General features: G+C 37.1%; 25 protein-coding genes. 6 read left to right on the top strand and 19 right to left on the bottom strand.

Annotated elements, in window-relative coordinates:
• Positions 1-12 precede the first annotated feature (12 nt).
• Positions 13-384, bottom strand: coding sequence for a 30S ribosomal protein S12 (gene rpsL, locus ACYQ3P_RS09090; RefSeq protein ID WP_297211337.1), 372 nt, complete (start codon positions 382-384; stop codon positions 13-15).
• Positions 385-737: 353 nt separating this feature from the next.
• Between rpsL and ACYQ3P_RS09085 the strand changes: the two genes are divergently transcribed.
• The 3 genes from ACYQ3P_RS09085 to ACYQ3P_RS09075 are packed head-to-tail and all read left to right on the top strand — an operon-like array spanning position 738 to position 2,744.
• A complete protein-coding gene (locus tag ACYQ3P_RS09085) occupies positions 738-1,139 on the top strand; it encodes a CBS domain-containing protein (RefSeq protein WP_460177580.1) in 402 nt (133 codons plus the stop codon).
• Position 1,140: 1 nt separating this feature from the next.
• Positions 1,141-1,773, top strand: coding sequence for a TIGR00153 family protein (locus ACYQ3P_RS09080; protein ID WP_460177579.1), 633 nt, complete (start codon positions 1,141-1,143; stop codon positions 1,771-1,773).
• Between the two features lie 35 nt (positions 1,774-1,808).
• Entirely contained in the window at positions 1,809-2,744 is a 936-nt protein-coding gene (locus ACYQ3P_RS09075) for an inorganic phosphate transporter (RefSeq protein WP_460177578.1), read from the top strand.
• On the opposite strand, the gene ACYQ3P_RS09070 is transcribed toward ACYQ3P_RS09075, so the two are convergent.
• The 7 genes from ACYQ3P_RS09070 to ACYQ3P_RS09040 form a co-directional block, all read right to left on the bottom strand.
• A complete protein-coding gene (locus ACYQ3P_RS09070; protein ID WP_460177577.1) occupies positions 2,730-3,170 on the bottom strand; it encodes a hydrogenase maturation protease in 441 nt (146 codons plus the stop codon). The genes ACYQ3P_RS09075 and ACYQ3P_RS09070 overlap by 15 nt on opposite strands.
• A 77-nt stretch (positions 3,171-3,247) precedes the next feature.
• Positions 3,248-4,720, bottom strand: a complete 1,473-nt coding sequence (locus ACYQ3P_RS09065) for a Ni/Fe hydrogenase subunit alpha (RefSeq protein ID WP_460178071.1) — start codon at positions 4,718-4,720, stop codon at positions 3,248-3,250.
• A gap of 52 nt (positions 4,721-4,772) precedes the next feature.
• Complete coding sequence (locus ACYQ3P_RS09060) at positions 4,773-5,729, bottom strand: NADH-quinone oxidoreductase subunit B family protein (RefSeq protein WP_460177576.1); 957 nt, start codon at positions 5,727-5,729, stop codon at positions 4,773-4,775.
• On the bottom strand, positions 5,726-6,142 hold the full coding sequence (locus ACYQ3P_RS09055) for a hydrogenase iron-sulfur subunit (RefSeq protein WP_460177575.1): 417 nt from the start codon (positions 6,140-6,142) through the stop codon (positions 5,726-5,728). The genes ACYQ3P_RS09060 and ACYQ3P_RS09055 overlap by 4 nt, the downstream gene beginning before the upstream one ends.
• 2 nt (positions 6,143-6,144) lie before the next feature.
• Positions 6,145-7,041: a CoB--CoM heterodisulfide reductase iron-sulfur subunit B family protein gene (locus ACYQ3P_RS09050; RefSeq protein ID WP_460177574.1), complete on the bottom strand. Its 897-nt coding sequence runs from the start codon at positions 7,039-7,041 to the stop codon at positions 6,145-6,147.
• Between the two features lie 10 nt (positions 7,042-7,051).
• Complete coding sequence (locus ACYQ3P_RS09045; protein ID WP_460177573.1) at positions 7,052-7,588, bottom strand: 4Fe-4S dicluster domain-containing protein; 537 nt, start codon at positions 7,586-7,588, stop codon at positions 7,052-7,054.
• A gap of 20 nt (positions 7,589-7,608) precedes the next feature.
• Positions 7,609-9,609, bottom strand: coding sequence for a 4Fe-4S binding protein (locus tag ACYQ3P_RS09040; RefSeq protein ID WP_460177572.1), 2,001 nt, complete (start codon positions 9,607-9,609; stop codon positions 7,609-7,611).
• Positions 9,610-10,286: 677 nt separating this feature from the next.
• Between ACYQ3P_RS09040 and ACYQ3P_RS09035 the strand changes: the two genes are divergently transcribed.
• Positions 10,287-11,153: a UbiA-like polyprenyltransferase gene (locus tag ACYQ3P_RS09035; protein WP_460177571.1), complete on the top strand. Its 867-nt coding sequence runs from the start codon at positions 10,287-10,289 to the stop codon at positions 11,151-11,153.
• On the opposite strand, the gene holA is transcribed toward ACYQ3P_RS09035, so the two are convergent.
• Positions 11,150-12,004, bottom strand: coding sequence for a DNA polymerase III subunit delta (gene holA / locus ACYQ3P_RS09030; RefSeq protein WP_460177570.1), 855 nt, complete (start codon positions 12,002-12,004; stop codon positions 11,150-11,152). The genes ACYQ3P_RS09035 and holA overlap by 4 nt on opposite strands.
• A 21-nt stretch (positions 12,005-12,025) precedes the next feature.
• On the opposite strand from holA, the gene ACYQ3P_RS09025 reads away from it, so the two are divergent.
• A complete protein-coding gene (locus ACYQ3P_RS09025) occupies positions 12,026-12,508 on the top strand; it encodes a hypothetical protein (RefSeq protein ID WP_460177569.1) in 483 nt (160 codons plus the stop codon).
• Positions 12,509-12,614: 106 nt separating this feature from the next.
• Complete coding sequence (locus tag ACYQ3P_RS09020; RefSeq protein ID WP_460177568.1) at positions 12,615-12,872, top strand: hypothetical protein; 258 nt, start codon at positions 12,615-12,617, stop codon at positions 12,870-12,872.
• Between the two features lie 112 nt (positions 12,873-12,984).
• Here the strand turns inward: ACYQ3P_RS09020 and pyrE are convergent, their stop codons facing one another.
• From pyrE to ACYQ3P_RS08970, 10 genes are all read right to left on the bottom strand, one after another.
• Positions 12,985-13,563: an orotate phosphoribosyltransferase gene (gene pyrE, locus ACYQ3P_RS09015; protein ID WP_460177567.1), complete on the bottom strand. Its 579-nt coding sequence runs from the start codon at positions 13,561-13,563 to the stop codon at positions 12,985-12,987.
• Positions 13,564-13,660: 97 nt separating this feature from the next.
• A complete protein-coding gene (locus tag ACYQ3P_RS09010; RefSeq protein ID WP_460177566.1) occupies positions 13,661-14,092 on the bottom strand; it encodes a YMGG-like glycine zipper-containing protein in 432 nt (143 codons plus the stop codon).
• A 21-nt stretch (positions 14,093-14,113) separates the two neighbouring features.
• Complete coding sequence (locus ACYQ3P_RS09005) at positions 14,114-15,016, bottom strand: diguanylate cyclase (protein ID WP_460177565.1); 903 nt, start codon at positions 15,014-15,016, stop codon at positions 14,114-14,116.
• Positions 14,991-15,707: an orotidine-5'-phosphate decarboxylase gene (gene pyrF, locus ACYQ3P_RS09000; protein WP_460177564.1), complete on the bottom strand. Its 717-nt coding sequence runs from the start codon at positions 15,705-15,707 to the stop codon at positions 14,991-14,993. The genes ACYQ3P_RS09005 and pyrF overlap by 26 nt, the downstream gene beginning before the upstream one ends.
• A complete protein-coding gene (gene dcd, locus ACYQ3P_RS08995) occupies positions 15,704-16,252 on the bottom strand; it encodes a dCTP deaminase (protein WP_460177563.1) in 549 nt (182 codons plus the stop codon). The genes pyrF and dcd overlap by 4 nt, the downstream gene beginning before the upstream one ends.
• Before the next feature lie 5 nt (positions 16,253-16,257).
• Positions 16,258-18,165 (bottom strand): two-component system sensor histidine kinase NtrB, encoded by a 1,908-nt coding sequence (locus ACYQ3P_RS08990; protein ID WP_460177562.1) that lies wholly within the window; start codon positions 18,163-18,165, stop codon positions 16,258-16,260.
• Positions 18,162-18,383 carry a sulfurtransferase TusA family protein gene (locus ACYQ3P_RS08985; RefSeq protein WP_460177561.1) on the bottom strand — a complete coding sequence of 74 codons (222 nt, stop codon included), beginning with the start codon at positions 18,381-18,383 and terminating at the stop codon, positions 18,162-18,164. Before ACYQ3P_RS08985 ends, ACYQ3P_RS08990 begins: the two co-directional genes overlap by 4 nt.
• Positions 18,350-18,619 carry a HypC/HybG/HupF family hydrogenase formation chaperone gene (locus ACYQ3P_RS08980; RefSeq protein ID WP_460177560.1) on the bottom strand — a complete coding sequence of 90 codons (270 nt, stop codon included), beginning with the start codon at positions 18,617-18,619 and terminating at the stop codon, positions 18,350-18,352. Before ACYQ3P_RS08980 ends, ACYQ3P_RS08985 begins: the two co-directional genes overlap by 34 nt.
• Positions 18,592-19,083 carry a HyaD/HybD family hydrogenase maturation endopeptidase gene (locus tag ACYQ3P_RS08975; protein ID WP_460177559.1) on the bottom strand — a complete coding sequence of 164 codons (492 nt, stop codon included), beginning with the start codon at positions 19,081-19,083 and terminating at the stop codon, positions 18,592-18,594. Before ACYQ3P_RS08975 ends, ACYQ3P_RS08980 begins: the two co-directional genes overlap by 28 nt.
• A 67-nt stretch (positions 19,084-19,150) precedes the next feature.
• Entirely contained in the window at positions 19,151-20,821 is a 1,671-nt protein-coding gene (locus tag ACYQ3P_RS08970; protein ID WP_460177558.1) for a nickel-dependent hydrogenase large subunit, read from the bottom strand.
• Positions 20,822-20,826 lie beyond the last annotated feature (5 nt).

Here is a 20,826-nt window from a genome sequence, read left to right as displayed (position 1 = left end):
CTTGCTCCTAATTTATTTTGGTCTCTTTGTGCCGTATTTTGAACGGCTTTTTCTTCTGTTGTTGACACCAGCACAATCAAGTGTGCCTCTGACAATATGATATCTCACACCCGGCAAATCCTTAACTCTTCCGCCTCTCACAAGAACAATAGAATGCTCCTGTAAGTTGTGTCCTTCGCCCGGTATATAGGCAATAACCTCTACACCGTTTGTAAGCCTTACTTTTGCAACCTTTCTTAAAGCAGAATTCGGCTTCTTTGGTGTTGTTGTATAAACTCTTACGCATACTCCTCTTCTTTGAGGGCATGATTGCAATGCAGGTGACTTAGTCTTCTTTTCAACCTTCTCTCTGCCTTTTTTTACTAATTGTGCAATTGTTGGCACCTTTTCACCTCGCAAAATGTGCTAATTTATATTTTAACAAAATTTTAACATTTAAATAGCCAAGACTTTTTAGTTTATCAAAAATATTAAATTATGTCAAGTAATCTAACAACTTTTCTGTAAACAACGATTAAAAAAGTATCATTTGTTATCGCAATTTTTTTGCTTTATAAAATTAATTTAAAGAGTTCACTCACTCAATTAATTGGAGGCCGCTCAAAAAAGTTTGGAAGTCATTACAAAATATAATCTTATGCAGCCAAACTCTAATTAATATTATTATTTAAAATGCTAATTTTTTTCAACAGTTACAAAAATAGTATAATACTTTCAAAAAATTGAGGAGGTTTATAATGAGAACAAAGGTAAAGGACATTATGAATACTAAACTTGAAACAATAAGCCCTGATGCAACTGTGTATGATGCAATAGAAAAACTTGTTGACAGAAGGATGCGGTCTTTAATAGTTCTTCCAAAGGATGATAAAGATGTATATGGAGTAATCACTGTGCGTGACATAGTTTATAAGGTAATTGCAAAAAACATGGATCCACATAAAATAAAAATAGAAGAGATTGCATCAAAGCCTGTAATTAGTATAGACAAGGAAACAGAACTTGAGCACCTAATTAAGCTTATGGACAAATTCAACATTGCAAGGGTATTTGTTCATGAGGGCAAAGAAATCATTGGAGTTGTTTCCCTTTTAGATGTGCTATCTGCTTCATTGATAGCAAGGGCAAGGAGACAGTAAGATGTTTGATAAAATTTTTGCCGGTGGCAAATTAGAAAAGAAAGTAATTGAAAATATCAAAACACACATCAAAATTCTCTGCTCAGCTACTGAATGCTTTAGACATGCTATCTCTACTGGTGAAAAAGAAAGCACTTTTTGCGTTGCAGACTTGGAAAGAAAGGCTGATTCTATAAGAAGAGATATTATTTCAACAATTCATCAAGGAGCTTTTCTACCCTTTGTAAGACCAAATATTTGCAGATTTGTAGAAATTGTTGATGAAGCCTTTGATAATCTTGAAGACGCAGCCTTTGAATATAGATATGTGAATACTGATACTTACAAACTCATTGAACCTGAATGCCTAAAAATCGCAAAAATCAACTCAGATATGTGTGAACTTCTCTCTTTAGCTTTTGATACTCTGATAAGCAAGGGTGATTTAAAGGAAAAAAATCTTGCTATAAGAATATACGAAAAGCAAGTTGATGACCTGAAATTTGATATCATTGAAAAGTTAAGAAAAATTGATATTAAAAACTACTGGGACGGAAAAATTATAACTGATTTTGTTGATTATTTAACAAAACTTAGCGATTTAATAGAAGACGCAAGCGATTACTTATACATCATTGAAGTAAGCCTTAGATAATATTGACTGGTTAGTGTCAGGAGAAATGAACGGAAATGATTGAAATAGCAATACTGGCAAGTTTTCTTATTGCCTTTGGAATAGGTTCAAATGATGCATCAAATGCACTTGGAATCTGCATAGGTTCAGGAATAATAAGATTAAGACGAGCAATTTTTTTATTTGGTGTACTTGTTTTCTTGGGCATTTTTCTTCAGGGACAAAAAGTAATGAAAACTGTCGGGAAAAACATTGTAGATGTCAATTCTACAATAATCATCATTGCCTTAACCATATCAGCAATACTAATAATCGTCTCTAACTGGCGACGACTTCCGCTTTCTACTCATCAGGTTATTATAGGCAGTCTTGTTGGAGCCTCTGTTGCCTGCGATAGCGCAATCAATATCTCTTCTATCATAAAAATTATAATTTCATGGATAATTTCACCTTTTATTGCTATGGGCTTTTCGTTCTTTTTATACAAGATTCTTGAAAAAACGGTATCAAGGTTTCCATTCTTCCAGATTGAAAGACTTTTAAGAGCATTTCTACTATTAAGCGCAGGCTTGATTTCTTACAATACTGGTGCAAACGAACTTGCTACAGTTTTAGGTCCTGTAATGCATTCTGGCATGGAAGTAAATAAAGTTATATTATTTTCTATTGCCTCAATTATGGTATTCTCAGGTGCAATGTTGCTCAGTCACAGAGTTATTGAAACAGTAGGGAAAGGAATAACTACATTAGACCCTTTCTCAGGTTTTGCTGCCCAGTTTGGAGCAGGTGGATGCGTGCTTTTTTTCACATTTCTTGGAATGCCAATATCAACGACTTATTGCATAATAGGCGGAATAAGCGGTGTTGGAATGACAAAGGGAATCAGGACAGTAAAATTCGGACTTTTAAGAAAAATTGCAATTAACTTTTTAATTACCCCTTCCCTTGCCTTTGTCCTTGGTTATTTTGCACTAAAATTAATCAATCCCTAAGTAGTTCTTTATCCTTGAAACTGCCTCTGGAATTGCAGCCTCCACAGAAGGACTACATTCTCTGCTTAGGGTTTCAACATCTTCTACTTCAACTCCAATAATTTTTATATCCTTTGGCATTTCATCGGGATAAACGGAATAGCCAATTCTTATAAGCTCAAAGATTGATAAACTGTGAGTTCCACTTGCATAGACTTTTTCCCAATAGTCAGAAGTAAATTCAAGAATACTTCCCGGTTCTCTTCCAGTTTTAACTCCATCCACAATTATTGCTCTGTCATAGCCTAACATAGAGTCAATTAGTTCAAAACTTATGTTTAATAATTTAATGGTTGGCACTTTATTCTCAAATGCTTCAACTATCTTGAGTCCAACTCCATCATCCTTAAAATTGGGATTACCTATCCCAATAACAATAGTTTTCATCTCCCCTCTCTGAAAATCAGATTAATAAAAATTTTGCGGGGGAAGTGAATCCCCCGCAGTAAAAAGGAAGGATATTTTTAGGCTATTTCATAATTTCTAAGGCTCTTTATCAATTCGCCATCGTGGGAGTAAATATTAAGTTCAATAGGAGTTCTTCCTGGCAATGTATGTGTAGCGCAAGCAAAGCAAAGGTCATAAGGTCTGTAAGCCATTTCAACCATATTGAGTATACCCTCATCTACCTTTCCACCTTTTATGAAGTACTGAGCAGCCTTTCTGATTGCCACATTAATTGCTCCCTTGTTGTGAGTAGTAGCAACAATAAGATTTGCCTCTGTTACAATAGCATTTTCGTCAGTTTTGTAATGGTGAATAAGAGTTCCTCTTGGGACCTCAACTATTCCAACTCCTTCACCAACTACTTGAGTGAGTTCCTGACGAACATTAGGATCAGTAATGCTTTCATCTGATGCAAGTGCCTTAATGTTCTCTGCGGCACTCAGTAACTCAATTGCTCTTGCCCAATGATAAGCCATAATGTTGTGAACAGGTTTTCCTCCAAAGGTATTAAGCATTTTCTCATATGCTTCCTGAGCAAGAGGCGTTGGGAATCCATTACCTACGTTAAATCTGGCAAGAGGTCCGACGCTGTAGAGGCTTGTACCATCACCATCTACAATGCCCTTCCAGCCAAATTTTTTAATATATGGAGCTTTCAAGTAACTCCATGGAAGTGTTCTTTCTGCAATGTGGTCAAGATATTCCTTACCTCTGAAACGAGCTATCTCATTTCCCTTAGTATCAACGAAAACCTCTTCTTTTGGATCATAATAAGTTATCTTACCATTCTCATCAACACCGCCAAGATAATTTACAACCACCTTATAAGCATCTGAGAGAACTAAATCTACATATGCCTTGTTCTGAAGAACGACCTTATCAAATACATCAAGAGTAAGTTTACCAAGCTCTATCAGGTCATCTGCTATAGCAAGAATTTCTTTTCTCTGCTCCTCTGTTATAGCCTTTGACCAACCACCGGGAACTGCTGCCACAGGATGTATTGGTCTACCACCGAGCATTTCAAATATCTTTACAGCACCTGCTCTTTTCTTCAAAACAAGCTTTCCAACATCAGCACCTACCTTCATAATTAAGCCAACAAGATTTCTCTCCGCCGGTGGTGCTGTGGGTCCGCATACAAAATCAGGAAAACCAAGCGCATAAAGGATTGCAGTATGGTCTTCAACCATATGGGCATTAAAAAATATGTCTCTAAGTTTTTTTGCTGTTGGAGTTGGTTCAACTCCAAAAACACCATCGCTTGCCTTCATTGAGGCTGTAAAATGAACACCTCTACAAACACCACAAATTGTTGATACTGTTCTTGGAACTTCCTCTATGGGCATTCCCCTGAGGAATCTTTCGTATCCCATGAACTCTACAGTTTGAAGATATGCGTTTTCAACATTTCCTTGTTCATCAAGGAAGATTGTAATTTTTCCGTGGCCCTCAAGCCTTGTCATCGGATTAATTTCTATTTTCTTCATTCCCTTTCCCCCCTTCTGGGTTATTTTTCTTATTATATCTTTCAAACTCATTTTATCTCTTTAATTTTTTGCCCAAGAAAGAACTTGGCAATGTGTATCTATAAAAGAGATGAACAGGATCAGGTATCTTATCAACAAGTTCTTCATTTTCAAGCATGCTTGCAATAGCACTAACTGCTCTTAAACCATAATCTTTAACTCCTGGTATTGGACCTCCACAACCTCTGCAAGGAATGTCTACAGATGGACATTTTGAGCCGCAGTCACCCTGAGTTACTGGACCGAGACATAAATATCCCTGCTCCAGCAAACAGGTATTGGGATCGGGATTTCCTTCATATATTCTCTTAACTGTATTTGCAAGTTTTTTGGGTTTACCTTGCAAAACAGGATTTTTATCACATACTTCACATACAGCCTTACCCATTGTAATCCAAGAACCAGCAGGTGGAAGTTGCCCTGTTAAAATTGCATTCACTGCCTTTGCGACATGTGTATGATGAGGTGGGCATCCTCCAACATAAAAGTCAACAGGAACAACATCGTCAAGCTTCCTTGCATCCATAAGTGCAGGAAGTGTTAAATCATATTTACCATTGTCAACATAGCTTACCTGTGGAAGAACTTTGTCAGGATTATCAGTGCTAAATGTATTAATATATGCTGTATCAAGAAGTTGCTCGGTTGTATGTAAATTAACAAGTCCTTTGATTCCGCCACAAGCTGCACATATACCAAAGGCTATAAGAACTTTACATTTATCTCTTAGAACCTTTGCAATGTGTTCATGTTCTGAGTTTCTCACATTACCACTGAAAAGTCCGACATCTATTGAACCAGAGGGCATTGCCTCAAGGTCTTTATATTTTGCATCAGCCACTGTTGGTGCCCAGAAGACAATATCTAATACTGTAGCTACATCAACCAATGCTTCTGATAGATCCACAATTGACATATCACATCCACCGCAACCACCAGCTAAATAAAATGCAAGTTTAGGTTTGCTCATTGTGCCCCTCCTTTCAAAGGATTTGGTCCGAGTTCTCTTATTTTTGCATCAAATTCAGTCATAGCCTCGGAAAATCTCTTTCCCTCACTTCCTGATATCCATTCAAGCTGAATTCTATCTGGTTCAACACCGAGGTCTGTTGCTAATCTCTTGAAAAGTTTAAATCTTCTGATTGCTTTGTAGTTGCCCTCTTTATAATGGCAATCACCAAAGTGGCATCCGCCAATAAATACACCATCTGCCCCTCTTCTGAGGGCTTCAGCAATAAACTCGGGTTCAACCCGTCCACTACATGGTACTCTTATAATATGAATTGTAGGAGGATAAGAATACCTTAAACTACCTGCCAAATCAGCCCCCTGATAGGTACACCATTGACAGGCAATAACAATAATTCTTGGCTCCCATGCCATTTCTAATTACCTCCTTTTATTTTTGTTATTACTCCATTCAAAGGAATTGATGCCATTGCAGTAGCTTTTTCAACATCTGCACCCATTGCAATTGCAAGAAGTTGAACAATGTGAAGAGCAGGTATTGTGTAATTAATCTTTTTCTGCTCTGCGAGCAAAGCTTGTCCTGCATCAAACTGAAGTAAACAGGAACTACAACCTGTAACACATACATCAGGATTCAGCTCTTCTTTAATTACATCAAGCTTTTTCTTAAATAAAGCAAGAGATTTTTCAGGTGCATTTGACCTTAAAGCTCCCATTCCACAACAGTCTGTCAAGGTGCTGTAATGGGGAGCTGAACCACCAGCTGCCTCAACAATTTCCTCTAGTTTTTTAGGGAAAAATACATTCTCTTCATTGTGATGAAAGGCTCTACTGGGCCAAAGATTGTGGCATCCTGTCTGCAAAGCCACAACTAATCCATTAAGAGGATATTTTATTTTTGATTTGAGAGCATCAAGTCCTATCTCGTCATGAAGGTAATTTATAAAATTCCAGTGGGTTGCTTTTCCTTCGTATTTCTTCCCGACTTTTCCAAGTATTTCGTTTACCTTCTGCTTAATCTCTGGATGTTTTTCCATGTAATACTTAGCTTCATTTATTGAACCATAACATGAACCGCATCCTGTAATAGTATCAACGCCTTTTTCTTCTGCAATTGCTAAATTCCATGCAGAAGCTGCTGCCCATCCTACAATATCAAGGGATGGCATGGTTCCATATGCAGGACAGCATGTGGCACCTTCAAGCTCTACAACTTCAACTCCCAATTCATTCAGCATATATCTTGCTGAATACTCTACATCTGGTCTGTTAAAAGGTATATTACATCCAAGAAAAAATCCTATTTTCTTCATTTCTGTCCTCCTAATCAAGCGGGAATGGTGCTATTTCTTCAAGGACGGTCTGTTTTAAGACCTCCCTGTATTTCTTTAATAATTCCTCATTGCTTAACGCTGTTGGTGGTTTTTCAGGAAGTCCTGCTTTCTTTCTTCTCTCCTCAAATCCCTTTGGAAATACCGCATGTCCAAATCTATAAAGATTTCTCAAACCCTCATATGTATTTGCAGGACATGATTCAACCCTCATGGCAGCCCTTCTTACTGCCTGAATAACTTCATAGGGAACTACATCCATTGGGCAAACTTCTACACATCTATTACAGGACTGACATCCCCAAACTGAAGAGTCCTCAAGTAGAATATCTCTTAAACCCAAGTTTGCTGCATGGATTATTCTTTTAATGAAAAACTCTAAACCAGATAAAGCCATTGGACATGTTGAAGCACACTTTCCACACTGAATACACTCTTTAAGTTCTTCTGCACCTAATTCTTTTAATTCTTTTACAAAACTCTCATCACCTTGTGTTAGGTCAATTACATTTACGGTGACCTCTTCCATTTTTTCCTCCTTATTTTATTTTAAGCCTCTGTTAATGCTTCAATTTGTGCCATAACCTGCTCTGTTGTAAAGCCATGGAATGTAATTGCACGAGATGGGCAAGCAGTTGCGCATACTCCGCAACCAGCACAAAGAGCTGGCTCAATATATGCCTTTTCTTTGCCTTTGTATTCCTCAAGTCTGATTGCACCATATGGACAAAGTGGTACACATACTCCACAGGAACTGCATTTTTCTCTGTCAACCTCTGATATAATTGCCTCAAATTTGATTTTTCCGGGAATGACTAATGCAGCTGCTGCAGATGCTGCTGCACGGGATTGGGCAATTGATTCAGGAATATCCTTTGGTCCCTGAACACATCCTGCTAAAAATACTCCCTTGGCTGCAGTTTCAACAGGATAAAGTTTTGTATGAACCTCTCTTAAGAAACCTTCTCTTCCACATGTAGCAGCAAATAGTCTTCCGAGTTCCTCAGTTCCTGCAGGTGGCTCAATAGCTGTTGCCAAAACAACCATGTCAGCCTCAAGCTCTACAGGCGAGCAAAGGTCAACATCAAATCCTCTAACCCTAAGCTTTCCATTAGGCTTGACATCAACTGCTGATACTCTTCCACCTCTTATTATCTTTGCACCAAGCTCTCTTGTATAAACATAGAACTCTTCAAAATCCTTACCAGCAGTCCTTACGTCAATGAAGAATAGATAGAGCTTTATGTCAGGATATTTCTCTTTGAGAATTCTTGCGTGCTTAAGCATATACATACAGCAGACTTTGGAACAATATGTATGATATCTTTCATCTCTGCTACCAACGCAAGAGATAAATGCAATAGTTTTTGGTTTTGTTCCATCTGATGGTCTCTTCAACTCACCCTCAGTTGGTCCTGTTGCTGAAAGAATTCTCTCAAATTCCATTGCAGTAACAACATCAGGTGAATGAGGGGAGTATTCCTTGAAGTGAGTTTTTTCCATAACCTTGTATCCTGTGGCTATAATAACAGCACCAACCTTTAAGTTAATGTATTCATCTTTATCGTCAAATTTTATTGCACCTGCTGGACATCCTTGAATTCCCTTTGGTGGAATACCTTTTTCACAAATTTGACATGCAGGTTTTCCACTCTTTTCCATTGATTTGAAATATAAACAATTTGGTCTGTCAATTACTGCTTTCTTTGGAACTGCTTGCGGAAACTCAATGTATGCTGCCCTTCTCTGATCCATTTTATAGTTATATTCATTCGGAACTCTTGAAGGGCAAATCTGAGTACATACTCCACATCCTGTACATTTATCCCAATCAATATATCTTGCCTTTCTCTTGACTGTAATATCAAAATTACCTACATATCCTTTTACTGCATCAACTTCGCAGTATGTCATAAGTTCTATGTTAGGATGCTGGGCAACCTCAACCATTTTAGGGGTAAGAATACATGCTGAACAATCCATTGTTGGGAAGGTTTTATCAAGCTTAATCATCATTCCGCCAATTGATGGCTGTCTCTCAACAAGATATACTTTTAATCCCATGTTTGCCAAATCTAATGCTGCAAACATTCCCGCCACACCACCACCAATGACCATTACGGACTTTTCCATTTCTCCATAACGGTCCTCAAGGGGCTCTGCGTATCTTACTTTTGCAACGGCACTTCTTATTAATCTTTTTGCTTTTTCTGTAGCACCTGTTTTGTCATGCCAGTGAGCCCAGCTGTCTTGGTCTCTTATATTTGCCATCTCAAGAAAATAACGGTTTAGCCCAGCTGCCTCAACAGCATCTCTAAAAATTGGTTCATGTGTTCTTGGTGTACATGCTGCAACAACTACTCTGTCAACTACGCCATTTTTAATATCCTGCTTAATGATATCCTGTCCTGGATCAGAACACATAAAGAGATAGTTTCTGACAACTACCACATCTGGAAGGGTTGCGGCATACTTGGCTACTTCGTCAATGTTCACAGCCCCCGCAATGTTCTCACCACAATGGCATACATACACCCCTATCTTTGCCATTTTAAAACCTCCTTTTGGATATAGTTATATTTTAATGTGCTATATCTTTTTAGCATTTTTTGCAAAATTTGTCAAGAGCTATCTTAGTTTAAATAAAAAAATCTATTAAATCAAACAGTTACAGAATAATTTCAAATTGTCCAATTCTCAAGCGTTATTAGGGAGCTCTGTCCCGAGGTAATCTTGTTCTTTTTAGATTGCTTTGCATTCCTTCGGTGGCTGTGTCATAACCCCTTTTGGTCAGATTTTTCTCCTCAAGGCTTTTCAAAACACATTGAAAATTCTACAAAATTTTTGCACAAAGCAGACTGATTTAAGAGAATTGGGAGATTGCGACACAGCCTTCTTCGGACTTCTCGCAATGCCCCCTTTTACCGTCATCACGAGGCTTGCGAGGCAAGCCGAAGTGATCTCTCTTTTTTATTTGGAATAGAAAAACGAGATTGCTTCGCTACGCTCGGAGTCGCAATGACAGGGAGAGGAAACCTCTTGCAATGAGATAAAGGTGTTCACCATGCACCATCCACCAATCACTTATCACCAACCACCATCCACGAATCACCAATTAGAGACTGCTTCGCCACATCGAGGGGCTCGCAGTGACGAGTGTCTATTGCTATTTTCGGTGTGTTAAAAATAAGGTTAAATTTTGAATTTGTGTGTTAAAATACTCTGTTATGTCAATTTTAAACAAGGCAGTTTTATATCTGCGGATGATAAAGATTGAACACAGTGTTTTTGCGCTTCCCTTCGGGCTTGCAGGAGCATTTCTGGCTGCAAATGGTTTTCCTGAATTGGAAAAAATTTTCTGGATAGTTATTGCGATAGTTACTGCAAGGGCAGCTGCTTTTGGTTTTAATAGAATAATTGACAGAGAAATAGATGCTAAAAACCCAAGAACCGCAAACAGGGAAATACCCTCTGGAAAAATAAAACTCTGGGAAGCTGTTTTGTTTACAGTTATATGCCTTGCAATATTTGTTTATTCTGCTTGGGCACTTAATCCATTATGTTTTAAGCTATCTCCTTTAGCAATACTTATTCTGTTCATATATTCTTACACAAAAAGATTTACACTGCTTTGCCATTTTGTATTAGGCATAGCCCTTTCACTTGCTCCTCTTGGAGCTTGGATTGCAATAAGAGGCAGTTTTGACTGGGAAATCGTTCCGATGGTTTTAACTGTTGTATTCTGGCTTGCTGGATTTGACACTCTCTATGCCTTATGGGATGTTGAATTTGATAGAAAATTTGGAATTTACTCAATCCCCAGCAGGCTTGGAATAAGAAACGCAATTTATTTATCACGGATCTTTCATTTTATTGCATGGAGTCTTCTGATAGTCACAGGAATTATATTCAATCTTAATGTCTTTTACTGGATTGGTATGGCTATTGTGGCAATCTTGTTTATCAGAGAACATTCACTTGTAAAGCCTGATGACATTTCCAAGCTTGATATAGCATTTTTTAATATGAATGGATACATAAGTATCACTGTATTTGTTTTCACTGCCTTGTCTTTACTTATCAAAACAATCTAATCCTGCATCAGTTCATAAACAAGCACATCAAGCACACAGGGCTTTGCTTGCCTTAAGGAAAGATTTGCCTTGTAAAGCAGGCTGTAGAGTTTTAAGTCTGCTTTGGCTCTATAAGTGAAATGCCAGTTCAAAGCACCCAAAATCATGTCCGACTCTGTATTTTGCAAGCTCTGAAGTATTTTAAATGCTTTGCCTTTGTCTTTGCTTTGAATCGCATCAATCAGGTCAAAGGAGCTGTATTCTGCATTTTCTGCGAGTATCTCTTTTATATCTGAAATTCCTATTTCTGACTGGTTGACAAGCAGTGATATTTTCTCTACCTCCGAAGAAATCAATCCCGGCTGACCTGCTGTAAGGTCAATTAAGTAATCAATTGCATCCCTTCTGAGTTTTAATCCACTTTTTGAAGCCTTGTAAATAATCCATTCATGAAGGTCTCTTTCCTGAATATCAAGAGGAAAAATGCCAAAACGGAAGTGTCCTTTAAGAAAATTGATATCCTCTGCGAGCTCCTTTGCCTCAGCATTGCATAAAAAAAACACAGTTATATGGGAAGCTTTTTTTTCAACAATTTTTTTTAGCCATTCTATTCTTTTGTCTTTCTTTCTAATTTTCTCAAAATTGTAAATAAGCAAAATCCTTCTTTCTGCAAATAATGAGGTAGCAGATGTAAGAGTTGCAATGTCTATTTCTTCCAAAGACTCATAGGTTTCAATGGAAATCGGAGGAAAATGAGCACGAATAAGCTTTACAGCCTCTGACAAAAGAAATCCATCATTGGAATAACAGAAATAAAGCTGACTTGTAAGTCCCTTTTTTACATCGTCCTCAAGTCTCTGTATTGCAAGCATGATTTATTGTATCATATAAATATGTCAGCTATTAAGGAAAAAATAGAAACTGCTCAAAAATGGGCTGAAAAAATCAAATTGTCTCAAGAATTTGAAACTCTTCTTGCTGAGCTAAAAAATTACATATTAGAAGCAGACATTGAAAGACAACGCACAGGGATGTCCGCAATATGTGCTAAATGTGGAAAAGAGAGCAAATCTTGCTGCGGAAGTGGAATAGAGTTAAAATATTCACCCCAACTTTTGTTGATAAATATCTTGTTTGGCGTGAAAATGCCTTCAAAACATGAGTTTCCTGACAGATGTTACTTTATTAAATCTGATGGTTGCTGTCTGTTTGCGAGGGATGTATTCTGTATAAACTTTATCTGTGATAAAATCAAGGGGAAAATCTCACCCAAGCAGTTGAAAAAACTAAGAGAGATAGAAGGCAAGCAACTACACATTCAATTTATCCTTGAGGAGAAACTGAAAAGAGATATTCCAAGCATAAATAAGACATGATAAGATATAGATTATCTAAATTGTGCGATCTTAATCGTTATTGCGGGAAGACCGAAAAATAGAGATAGACACTCGTCACTGCGAGCCCCCTGTTGCGAGCGATAGTGTGGCAATCTGGGGCGAAGCAGTCTCTAACAAGGCTTTATTGAAAAATAAAGTAGAGATTGCTTCGCATCCTTCGGATGCTCGCAATGACAGCAAAAAATACTTAATTTTCAAATGGTTATACCAATTATTGGATTTCTATCGCTATTTTTGGGGAAGATGTCTTGATGTAAATTTACTTTTTGATATTAATTTGGACACTTCGTGCCCTTGCAATGAGGGAAAAACGCTCGCAATTAAGAAAAAGGAGGATTTTTAATTTTCTATCGCCATTATAGGAACTGAAAAAGTCCTATAAAAAATCGCTCAAATTAGATAATAAAAAATCTAAGCTATGAGTATGGCAGAAGTAAAATGTTATGTGGCAAATATTATTTTTGCTTGGTGTAGAGTTGCATTACATCATCTCTTGTGACAACAGCATCAAGCTCTTCAGGAAATCCGCATTCTTTAAGGAATTTTAGTATGTTTTCTTTGCCTCCCTCTTGTCTGTCAACAAGGACTACTACTTTTCTGACAAAAATTCCAGCCTCTTTGAGTCTCGTTATAGCCTGAATAGTTGAAGAGCCTGTTGTTATCACATCGTCTATAACAACAACATAATCGCCTGCTTGAATGTTTCCTTCAATCCACTGCATTGTCCCGTGTTCTTTAGCTTTTTTCCTTACGACAAAAGCCTCAATCGGTTTGTTTTTAAGATATGATGTATATGCAACTGAATAAGCAATTGGGTCTGCACCAAGTGTTAATCCACCAATGCCTTTTATATCAAGATTTGCAATCATGTCATAGATTATGTTTCCGATTAAGTACATGCCTTCAGGAGAAAGTGTTACTGCTTTACAATTAAAGTAATAATTGCTTACTCCACCTGATGTGAGGCGAAATATAGGAGTTTCACTGTATTTGAAAGCTTTCTCATAAATCAGTTGTATTAGTCTGTCTTTCATGCTTACCCCTTTTTGTATATATGAATGTAAATCTCTGTAGTAGGCGGCTCGCAGTTATTTTTGTATTTTCACTAACCACGAGTCACCAATTATGAATTTAATATCCTCTTTCCTGTTTTTCAGATTCGCAAACTTCCTTTACAGTGTCTTTGATAACCTTACCGTTTTCCCAGACTTTTTCTGATACTTTTCTGCATTTTGTATAAGGGTCTTTGTAATAATAATCGCTTGTCGGCTCGGCTCTGTAAACTCCTCTGCCATCTTCAGTCCTATACTCAACAGGTCTACCAGTTTGATAGGCTTCTCTTGAGCCTCTTATTGAAATATCAGCTATTGTTGCACCCAAAACAGCACCCAGTCCTGCTCCGATTACTCCACCACGCCAGCGATTTTTGGAATCTAACAAAGCTCCTGCTATTCCACCAACCAATGCTCCTGCACCTGCGCCTTCATAGTGTTGCTGCTGTAGTTGTCCGCATGCTGTTGTAAGCAACATTACTAATGCTAATAATAAAGCTACTCCTTTCATTCTCACGCCTCCTTTTTTATTTTATTCTACCATAAAATTTTCAAAAACAACTCTATTTCTTCCTGCTTGTTTTGCTTTATAAAGAGCTATATCTGCTTTGTTTATCAAGAAATCAGCTGTTATTTCCTCTTGATCATCCTTTAAATAGGTCGTCAAACCTATGCTAACTGTGATTTTTATATGTTCACCTTTAATTGAATGAAACTTACTTTCTTCAATCAATTGACGCAATCCTTCACAAATATCCATTGCCTCTTGCCTATCTGTAGAGGGCATAACAAGGCAAAACTCCTCGCCTCCATATCTACCAAATGTTACTTTATTGGGCAAATACTGCAGGCAATAATGCGATATCTCCATAAGAATTCTGTCACCTGTTAAATGTCCGTAAGTATCATTGATTTTTTTAAAGTGGTCAATATCTAGAAGAGCGAGTGAAAGGGGCTCATTATATAAATTGCACCATCTGATTTCCTCATACAATCTTTCCATTAAAAAGCTTCTATTATAAACACCTGTTAAAGGATCTCGTGAAAGAAGTTTGTCAAACTCTTTCTTTAATTCAACTGTTTGCTTTGCTTTTTTAATCTTCCAAATAATTTCATACTTATCAAAGGAATCAAGAACATAATCATACACCTCAGCATCGCACAATTTTTTAATCATTGAGGGACTTCTTTTTTTAATCAATACAATTAAAGGAATTTCTCGGATAGACGGAGCAAAAGAAATATTTTCAACTAATTTTTGCCAGTTTTTCAGATTTACAATGTCAAGAAGAATAATGTCGGGATTTGTTTTATAAAGCAAATCTACAAATGAGTTATCTATAGGGCTGGTTTTGACCTCTGTAAATTCCTCGGATAAAAATTTTTCAATTAACTTAGCTAAATCATTTCTATTGGTTCCAAGCAGAATGCACATTTTTATCTTTTGGTGCAAAAAGGCTCATAAGAGCCTTTTTGGGTGTGGAGGAAGATGTAACAGCTCTTCCTACCACTATAAAATCCGCACCCATTGCAATAGCCTCATCTGCTGTGACCGTTCTTTTCTGGTCATCCTTAGAGTGATTATGCGGCCTTATACCGGGAGTTATTACTAAAAAATCTTTCCCGCAAATTTCTTTTATAAATTTTACTTCTTGGGCAGATGCCACAACTCCGTCCAGATTGCAATCCTTTGCAAGAAAGGAAAGTCTTTTTACGATCTGTGGAATACTGACATTAATGCCTAATTCGTTCAAATCATCTTCGTTTAAACTTGTGAGAATGGTTACTCCAATAATTTTTGTTTTATTGGTCTCTTTTTTAAGCGTCGTTACTGCCTCAAGCATTTTTTTTCCGCCAATGGTGTGGATAGTGAGTAAATCAACATCATATTTTAAACAAACTTTTGCAGCTTTTTGGACAGTATTAGGAATGTCGTGAAGCTTAAGGTCAAGAAATACTTTTTTGTCAAGGCTTTTAAGCTTTTTTATAATTGAAGGACCTGAGCTACAGAATAGCTCAAGTCCTACTTTGTAAAAGTTTACTAATTCACCGAGATCATCAACAATTTTCAATGCATCAGCTTCATTTGAAAAATCTAAGGCTATTATAACTTTGTCAAAGCTCATATCTTTGGTAAAACTATTCCTTGCTGTGCCTGATATTTACCTTTTCTGTCCGCATAAGAGACCTCGCACTCTTCCTCAGCCTTGATAAATACCAACTGAGCAATACCTTCGTTTGAATAAATCTTTGCAGGAAGCGGAGTTGTATTTGATATCTCAATCGTCACATAGCCCTCCCACTGTGGCTCAAGCGGTGTCACATTTACAATAATTCCACATCTTGCATAGGTTGATTTTCCAATACATAGTACAAGAACATCTCTTGGGATACGGAAATACTCAACTGAACGGGCAAGGGCAAAGGAATTAGGTGGAATTATGCAGTATTCTCCCTTGAATTCAACAAAGCTTTTTGGGTCAAAATTTTTTGGATCAACTATTGTATTGTTAATGTTAGTAAAAATTCTAAATTCATCTGCAACCCGCATGTCATATCCATAGGAGCTTACTCCATACGATATTACTCCTTCTCTTACAAGCCCCTCTTCAAAGGGCTCAATCATGCCTTTTTTAGCCATCTCCTTAATCCAACGGTCATTCCTAACCATACCTCTCACTCCTTTTCATCAAGTATATTTCTTACTTTTATAAGAATTTCCTCTGGTGAAAGAGTTTTTTCAACAGAGACAATGTCCTTTAAATTAACTGGATATCCACTCATTATTATTGTTTTTGCATCTGGTTTAATGTATTTTATTCTCTTTCTTACTTCTATTCCTGGAATTCCCGGCATTACAAGGTCAATGAGACAAAGGTCAATTCTATCCTTATTTTTTTCAAATATCTCAAGAGCCTGCTGACCATTTTCAGCTTCAATTACATTGTATCCATAATCTTTCAAAAATGAAGAAACGTACTGCCTTGTTTGACTGTCATCATCAACAACAAGTATTGTTTCATTTCCTTTAAACGCTGAAATGTCCAATCTTGAGAAGTCAACTTTTTCTTTAATAGGCAAATATATTTTAAAAGTTGTTCCTTTGCCCAATTCGCTGTAAACATGGATATGACCATTGTATTGTTTTACTAAGCTAAAAACAGTTGATAGTCCAAGTCCTGTTCCTTTTCCCTTTGGTTTTGTTGTAAAAAATGGTTCAAAAATTCTTTGTTTTGTTTCCTCATCCATTCCTACTCCCGTATCGCTTATGCACAAAGCAATGTAATTGCCAGGTTTTACAAGAGGATGGGTAGAGTAATACTCCATATCCAGAGATAATTCTTTAAGTCCTATGCTAAGATGTCCTCCATTTGGCATAACATCTCTTGCATTTGTAACAAGATTCATCAGAATTATTTCCAGATGTGTTGGGTTTATTTCATAAAAAATTTCTTCTTCAGGAATTTTAATTTGAAGTGTAATGTCTCTTCCAATTATCGGCTTTACAAACTCTGAAAAATCTGTGAGATACTTATTTAAGTTGATCTTTTGAATGCCTTCAACCTCTTCCTTTCTGCTAAAAGCAAGAAGCTGTTGAGACATATTTCTCGCTTTTTCAGCAGATTCAATTATTTTTTGCGTGAAGTTTTTAAGGGTTTCATCTTCAATTTTATTGTATAGTATTTGTGCAAATCCTAAAATTGGTGTGAGAATATTTTTAAATTCATGGGCAATTCTTCCTGAAAGCATTCCAAGTGATTCCATTTTTTGGGCATGAATAAGTTGTTCCTGTATCTTCTTTGTTTCAGTAATATCTACTATTGAAGCAACTGATTTCTTTGTATATGGAATCATTCCTACTGTTAAAAGAATGCGCTTAATATTTCCTTTTCTGTCTTTCAGTTTGCTTTCATACTGTCTTGGAGCAAGGGAAGGAGAAATTCGTCTTAATTTATGATATGTTTTCATTGTCTCAAGCATATCCTCTGCAAAAAACTCTGTCCACTTCATCTTCCCTTCAATTTCTTCTTTTGAATAACCAGTCAGTGCTTCAAATTCAGCGTTTGTATACTCAATTGTCATGTCTTCTTCAACAACAATTATTGCTGTACCGATATTAGAGAGAATAGCATTTTGCTGTTCATAAAGTTGCACAATTTCTTTGTGTTGTTCTTTTATTTTTTCAATATATTCTACAAATCTATCTCTTGTTTTGTTTATCAAGCTTCCGAGCATTTTTACAATTTTAATTGAAGAGTCCTCTGAGGCTGTAGCAGAAAAATCACCTTCTTGAAGCTTGAGAAGAACATCAAAGTATTCGCACAATGATAATGCCATCTCATGATTAAGATTAATTAAATCTTCTATGTCTGTAGAGAGATTATTAATAGCATCAATAAGACATTGGATCTCATATACCTCTACTTTTAATTCAATTTTTTCTGATGTATCACCTTGAGCTATTTTTTCAAGAGTAGCACAGCAAAGATTTAAAATTTCGCGGATTTTTTGACCACCTTCACAAGATTTATTTAAACACGCAAGAAAATCACCGTAAGGACAAGGATTCTTCTCCATAGTCATATCTTTATTGTCACCTTCAAAGTATTTCCTTGTTTTTCTATGTTAAGGATAGTTTTTGAAAGCTTGTTGCACCAAACTTTTATGTCTTTTTCAAAGGTGGGACAATCTGCAATTACTTCAATTATTTCGCCTTTTTTAAAATTGGGATACTGGGCACTAAGCTTCAAAATAGGATGAGGGCACTTTAGTCCTCTGTAGTCAAAGATCTTGTCTGCCAACTTTTTTCCTGCGCCTCCATGTCTTTAAATATTTTTTCAAAAATCTTTAAAGCTTCTTGTGCTTCAGCAGGTTCCATTCTGTTTATTGCAAATCCAGCATGAACAAGCACATAATCACCAATTTTTGGCTCCTCAGGCAAAAGCATAAGGCTTATCTGCTTTCTTAACCCCATAACATCAACAGTAGCCATAGAGCCATCAATATCTATTATTTTTGATGGGACTGCAAGGCACATTTAATCCCCCACCTTTCAAGAATTTTTAAGACTTCTTCAATTAATAAATTTAGTCTACCAGCTATTGTAGGTGTTAGGTCAAGTCCAAGGTCTATGCTTTCTGGTTGAATGCCTACAAGTATTAATTCTTCAGGCATTATGCCCATAAATCTTGCCACCTCTAATAAATCCTGCACACCAACATGATGAACAGAAAGCTTTGTTTTAAGATAAGGCGGAATTTCTTCTCCCTTTAAAATTTTTATAAAGCCTGGATTTTCTTGAAAATCAACCACATCAATTAGCAAGATTTTTTTGTATTTTTCAATATATGGCAAAAGGTCAAGTCCAAGAGTTCCGCCATCTATTATTTCAATCTCAGGCTGAAATGTATAATTATTCCTCAAAATTTCAGCCACCTTCGGACCAACTCCTTCATCTTGCATTAAAATGTTACCAACACCAATCACACAAACTTTCATCATTTTCTCCAATTAAAAAGCCCTCCACAAGGGAGGGCTCATTTTTTATTTAGTCTATTTCAACTCTAAACTACTCCTCTTTAATCTCAATCATGTGCATACCGCATGCCATACATGGGTCAAAGGAGTGAATTGTTCTTAAAAGTTCAAGAGGCTGTTTTGAATCTGCAACTGGTGTATTGACAAGTGCTTCCTCAACAGGACCTCTTACGCCTTTATGGTCTCTTGGAGAGAGATTCCATGTTGATGGGACAACCATCTGATAGTTGGCAATCTTTTTATCTTTAATGACAATATAATGAGAAAGCGCACCACGAGGAGCATCATGCCAGCCCATTCCTTTTGCTTCTTTGGGCCATGTCTTTGGATCCCATTTCTCTGTGTTAGCAATCTTATAGTCACCATTTTTCATATTGGCTGCGAGCTCAGCTATAAAGGATTTTGTTTTATAGGCAGTCACTAAAGCAATTATTCCCCTTGCAGCAGTTCTTCCAAGTGTTGAGAACAAAGCTTCAGGACCAACTCCGAGCTTTTTCAATACCATATTTACTGCTTCTTTAACCTCAGTATGCCCTGAAGCATAGGCAACGAGAACTCTTGCAAGAGGACCTACTTCCATTGGAAGCTCTTCATATCTTGGTGCTTTACCCCAGCTGTATTTACCATCTACATTAAGATACTTATATGGTGGCTTTGGTCCTGTATAATTTGGAGTTGTCTCACCATCCCAAGGATGAAGACCTACCTTATCTCCCTTTGAATAGGTATAATATGAACGAGTGATGTATTCCATTATCTTTTTGTGGTTAACAGGATAAATCTCTTTAAGATTCTTGTTCTTTATAATTCCTGCTGGAAGCCACAGTTTTCCATTGGCTTCAGGATATTCACCGCAGGCAAGGAAGTTAGAGTTTCCACCATAATTTGCCCAGTCTTTATAGAATGATGCAATTGCAAGAAGGTCTGGGATGTAAACTTTTTCAACAAATTCAATAGCCATATCAGCGTATTTATTAAGTGCTGCAATTGTTCCAGCATTAATTGCATTCTGGCTGTCTGGGTCTATGGGGATTGCCATTCCACCAACAAGGAATGTTTGTGGATGTGGGTTCTTTGCACCAAGCATTGCCATCATTTTAATTACTTCTTTCTGCCAGTCAAGGGCTTCAAGATAATGGGCAACTGCGAGCAAGTTAGCTTCGGGTGGAAGCTTCATTGCTGGATGTCCCCAATAACCATTGCTGAATATTCCAAGCTGACCTCTTTCTACAAAGGCTTTAAGTTTATCCTGCACAGCCTTGAAATAGGTAGCAGAGTTGTTGTGCCATGAGGATATTCTCTTTGCAAGCTCTGATGTCTTTGCTGGGTCTGCTTTTAAAGCAGATACAACATCAACCCAGTCAAGAGCATGAAGATGATAAAAATGAATTACATGGTCTTGCACACACTGGTTTGCCATAATAAGATTTCTAATAAGATCAGCATTTCTTGGAACTTTTATCTGCAAAGCATCTTCAACAGCTCTTATTGATGCAATCGCGTGGACAGTGGTACAAACACCGCAAAGTCTTTGCACAAATACCCATGCTTCTCTTGGGTCTCTTCCCTGCATTATTACTTCTATTCCACGCCACATTGTACATGAGGAATAGGCATCCTTTACCTTTCCATTGGACACTGTGGCTTCAACTCTTAGATGACCTTCAATTCTTGTTACTGGATCTATTACTAAGCGTGCCATACATG

It is taken from the genome of Thermodesulfovibrio hydrogeniphilus, from assembly GCF_054657355.1.
The sequence above is the reverse complement of the archived record's forward strand: the minus strand, read 5'-3'. Positions and strand labels throughout refer to the sequence as shown.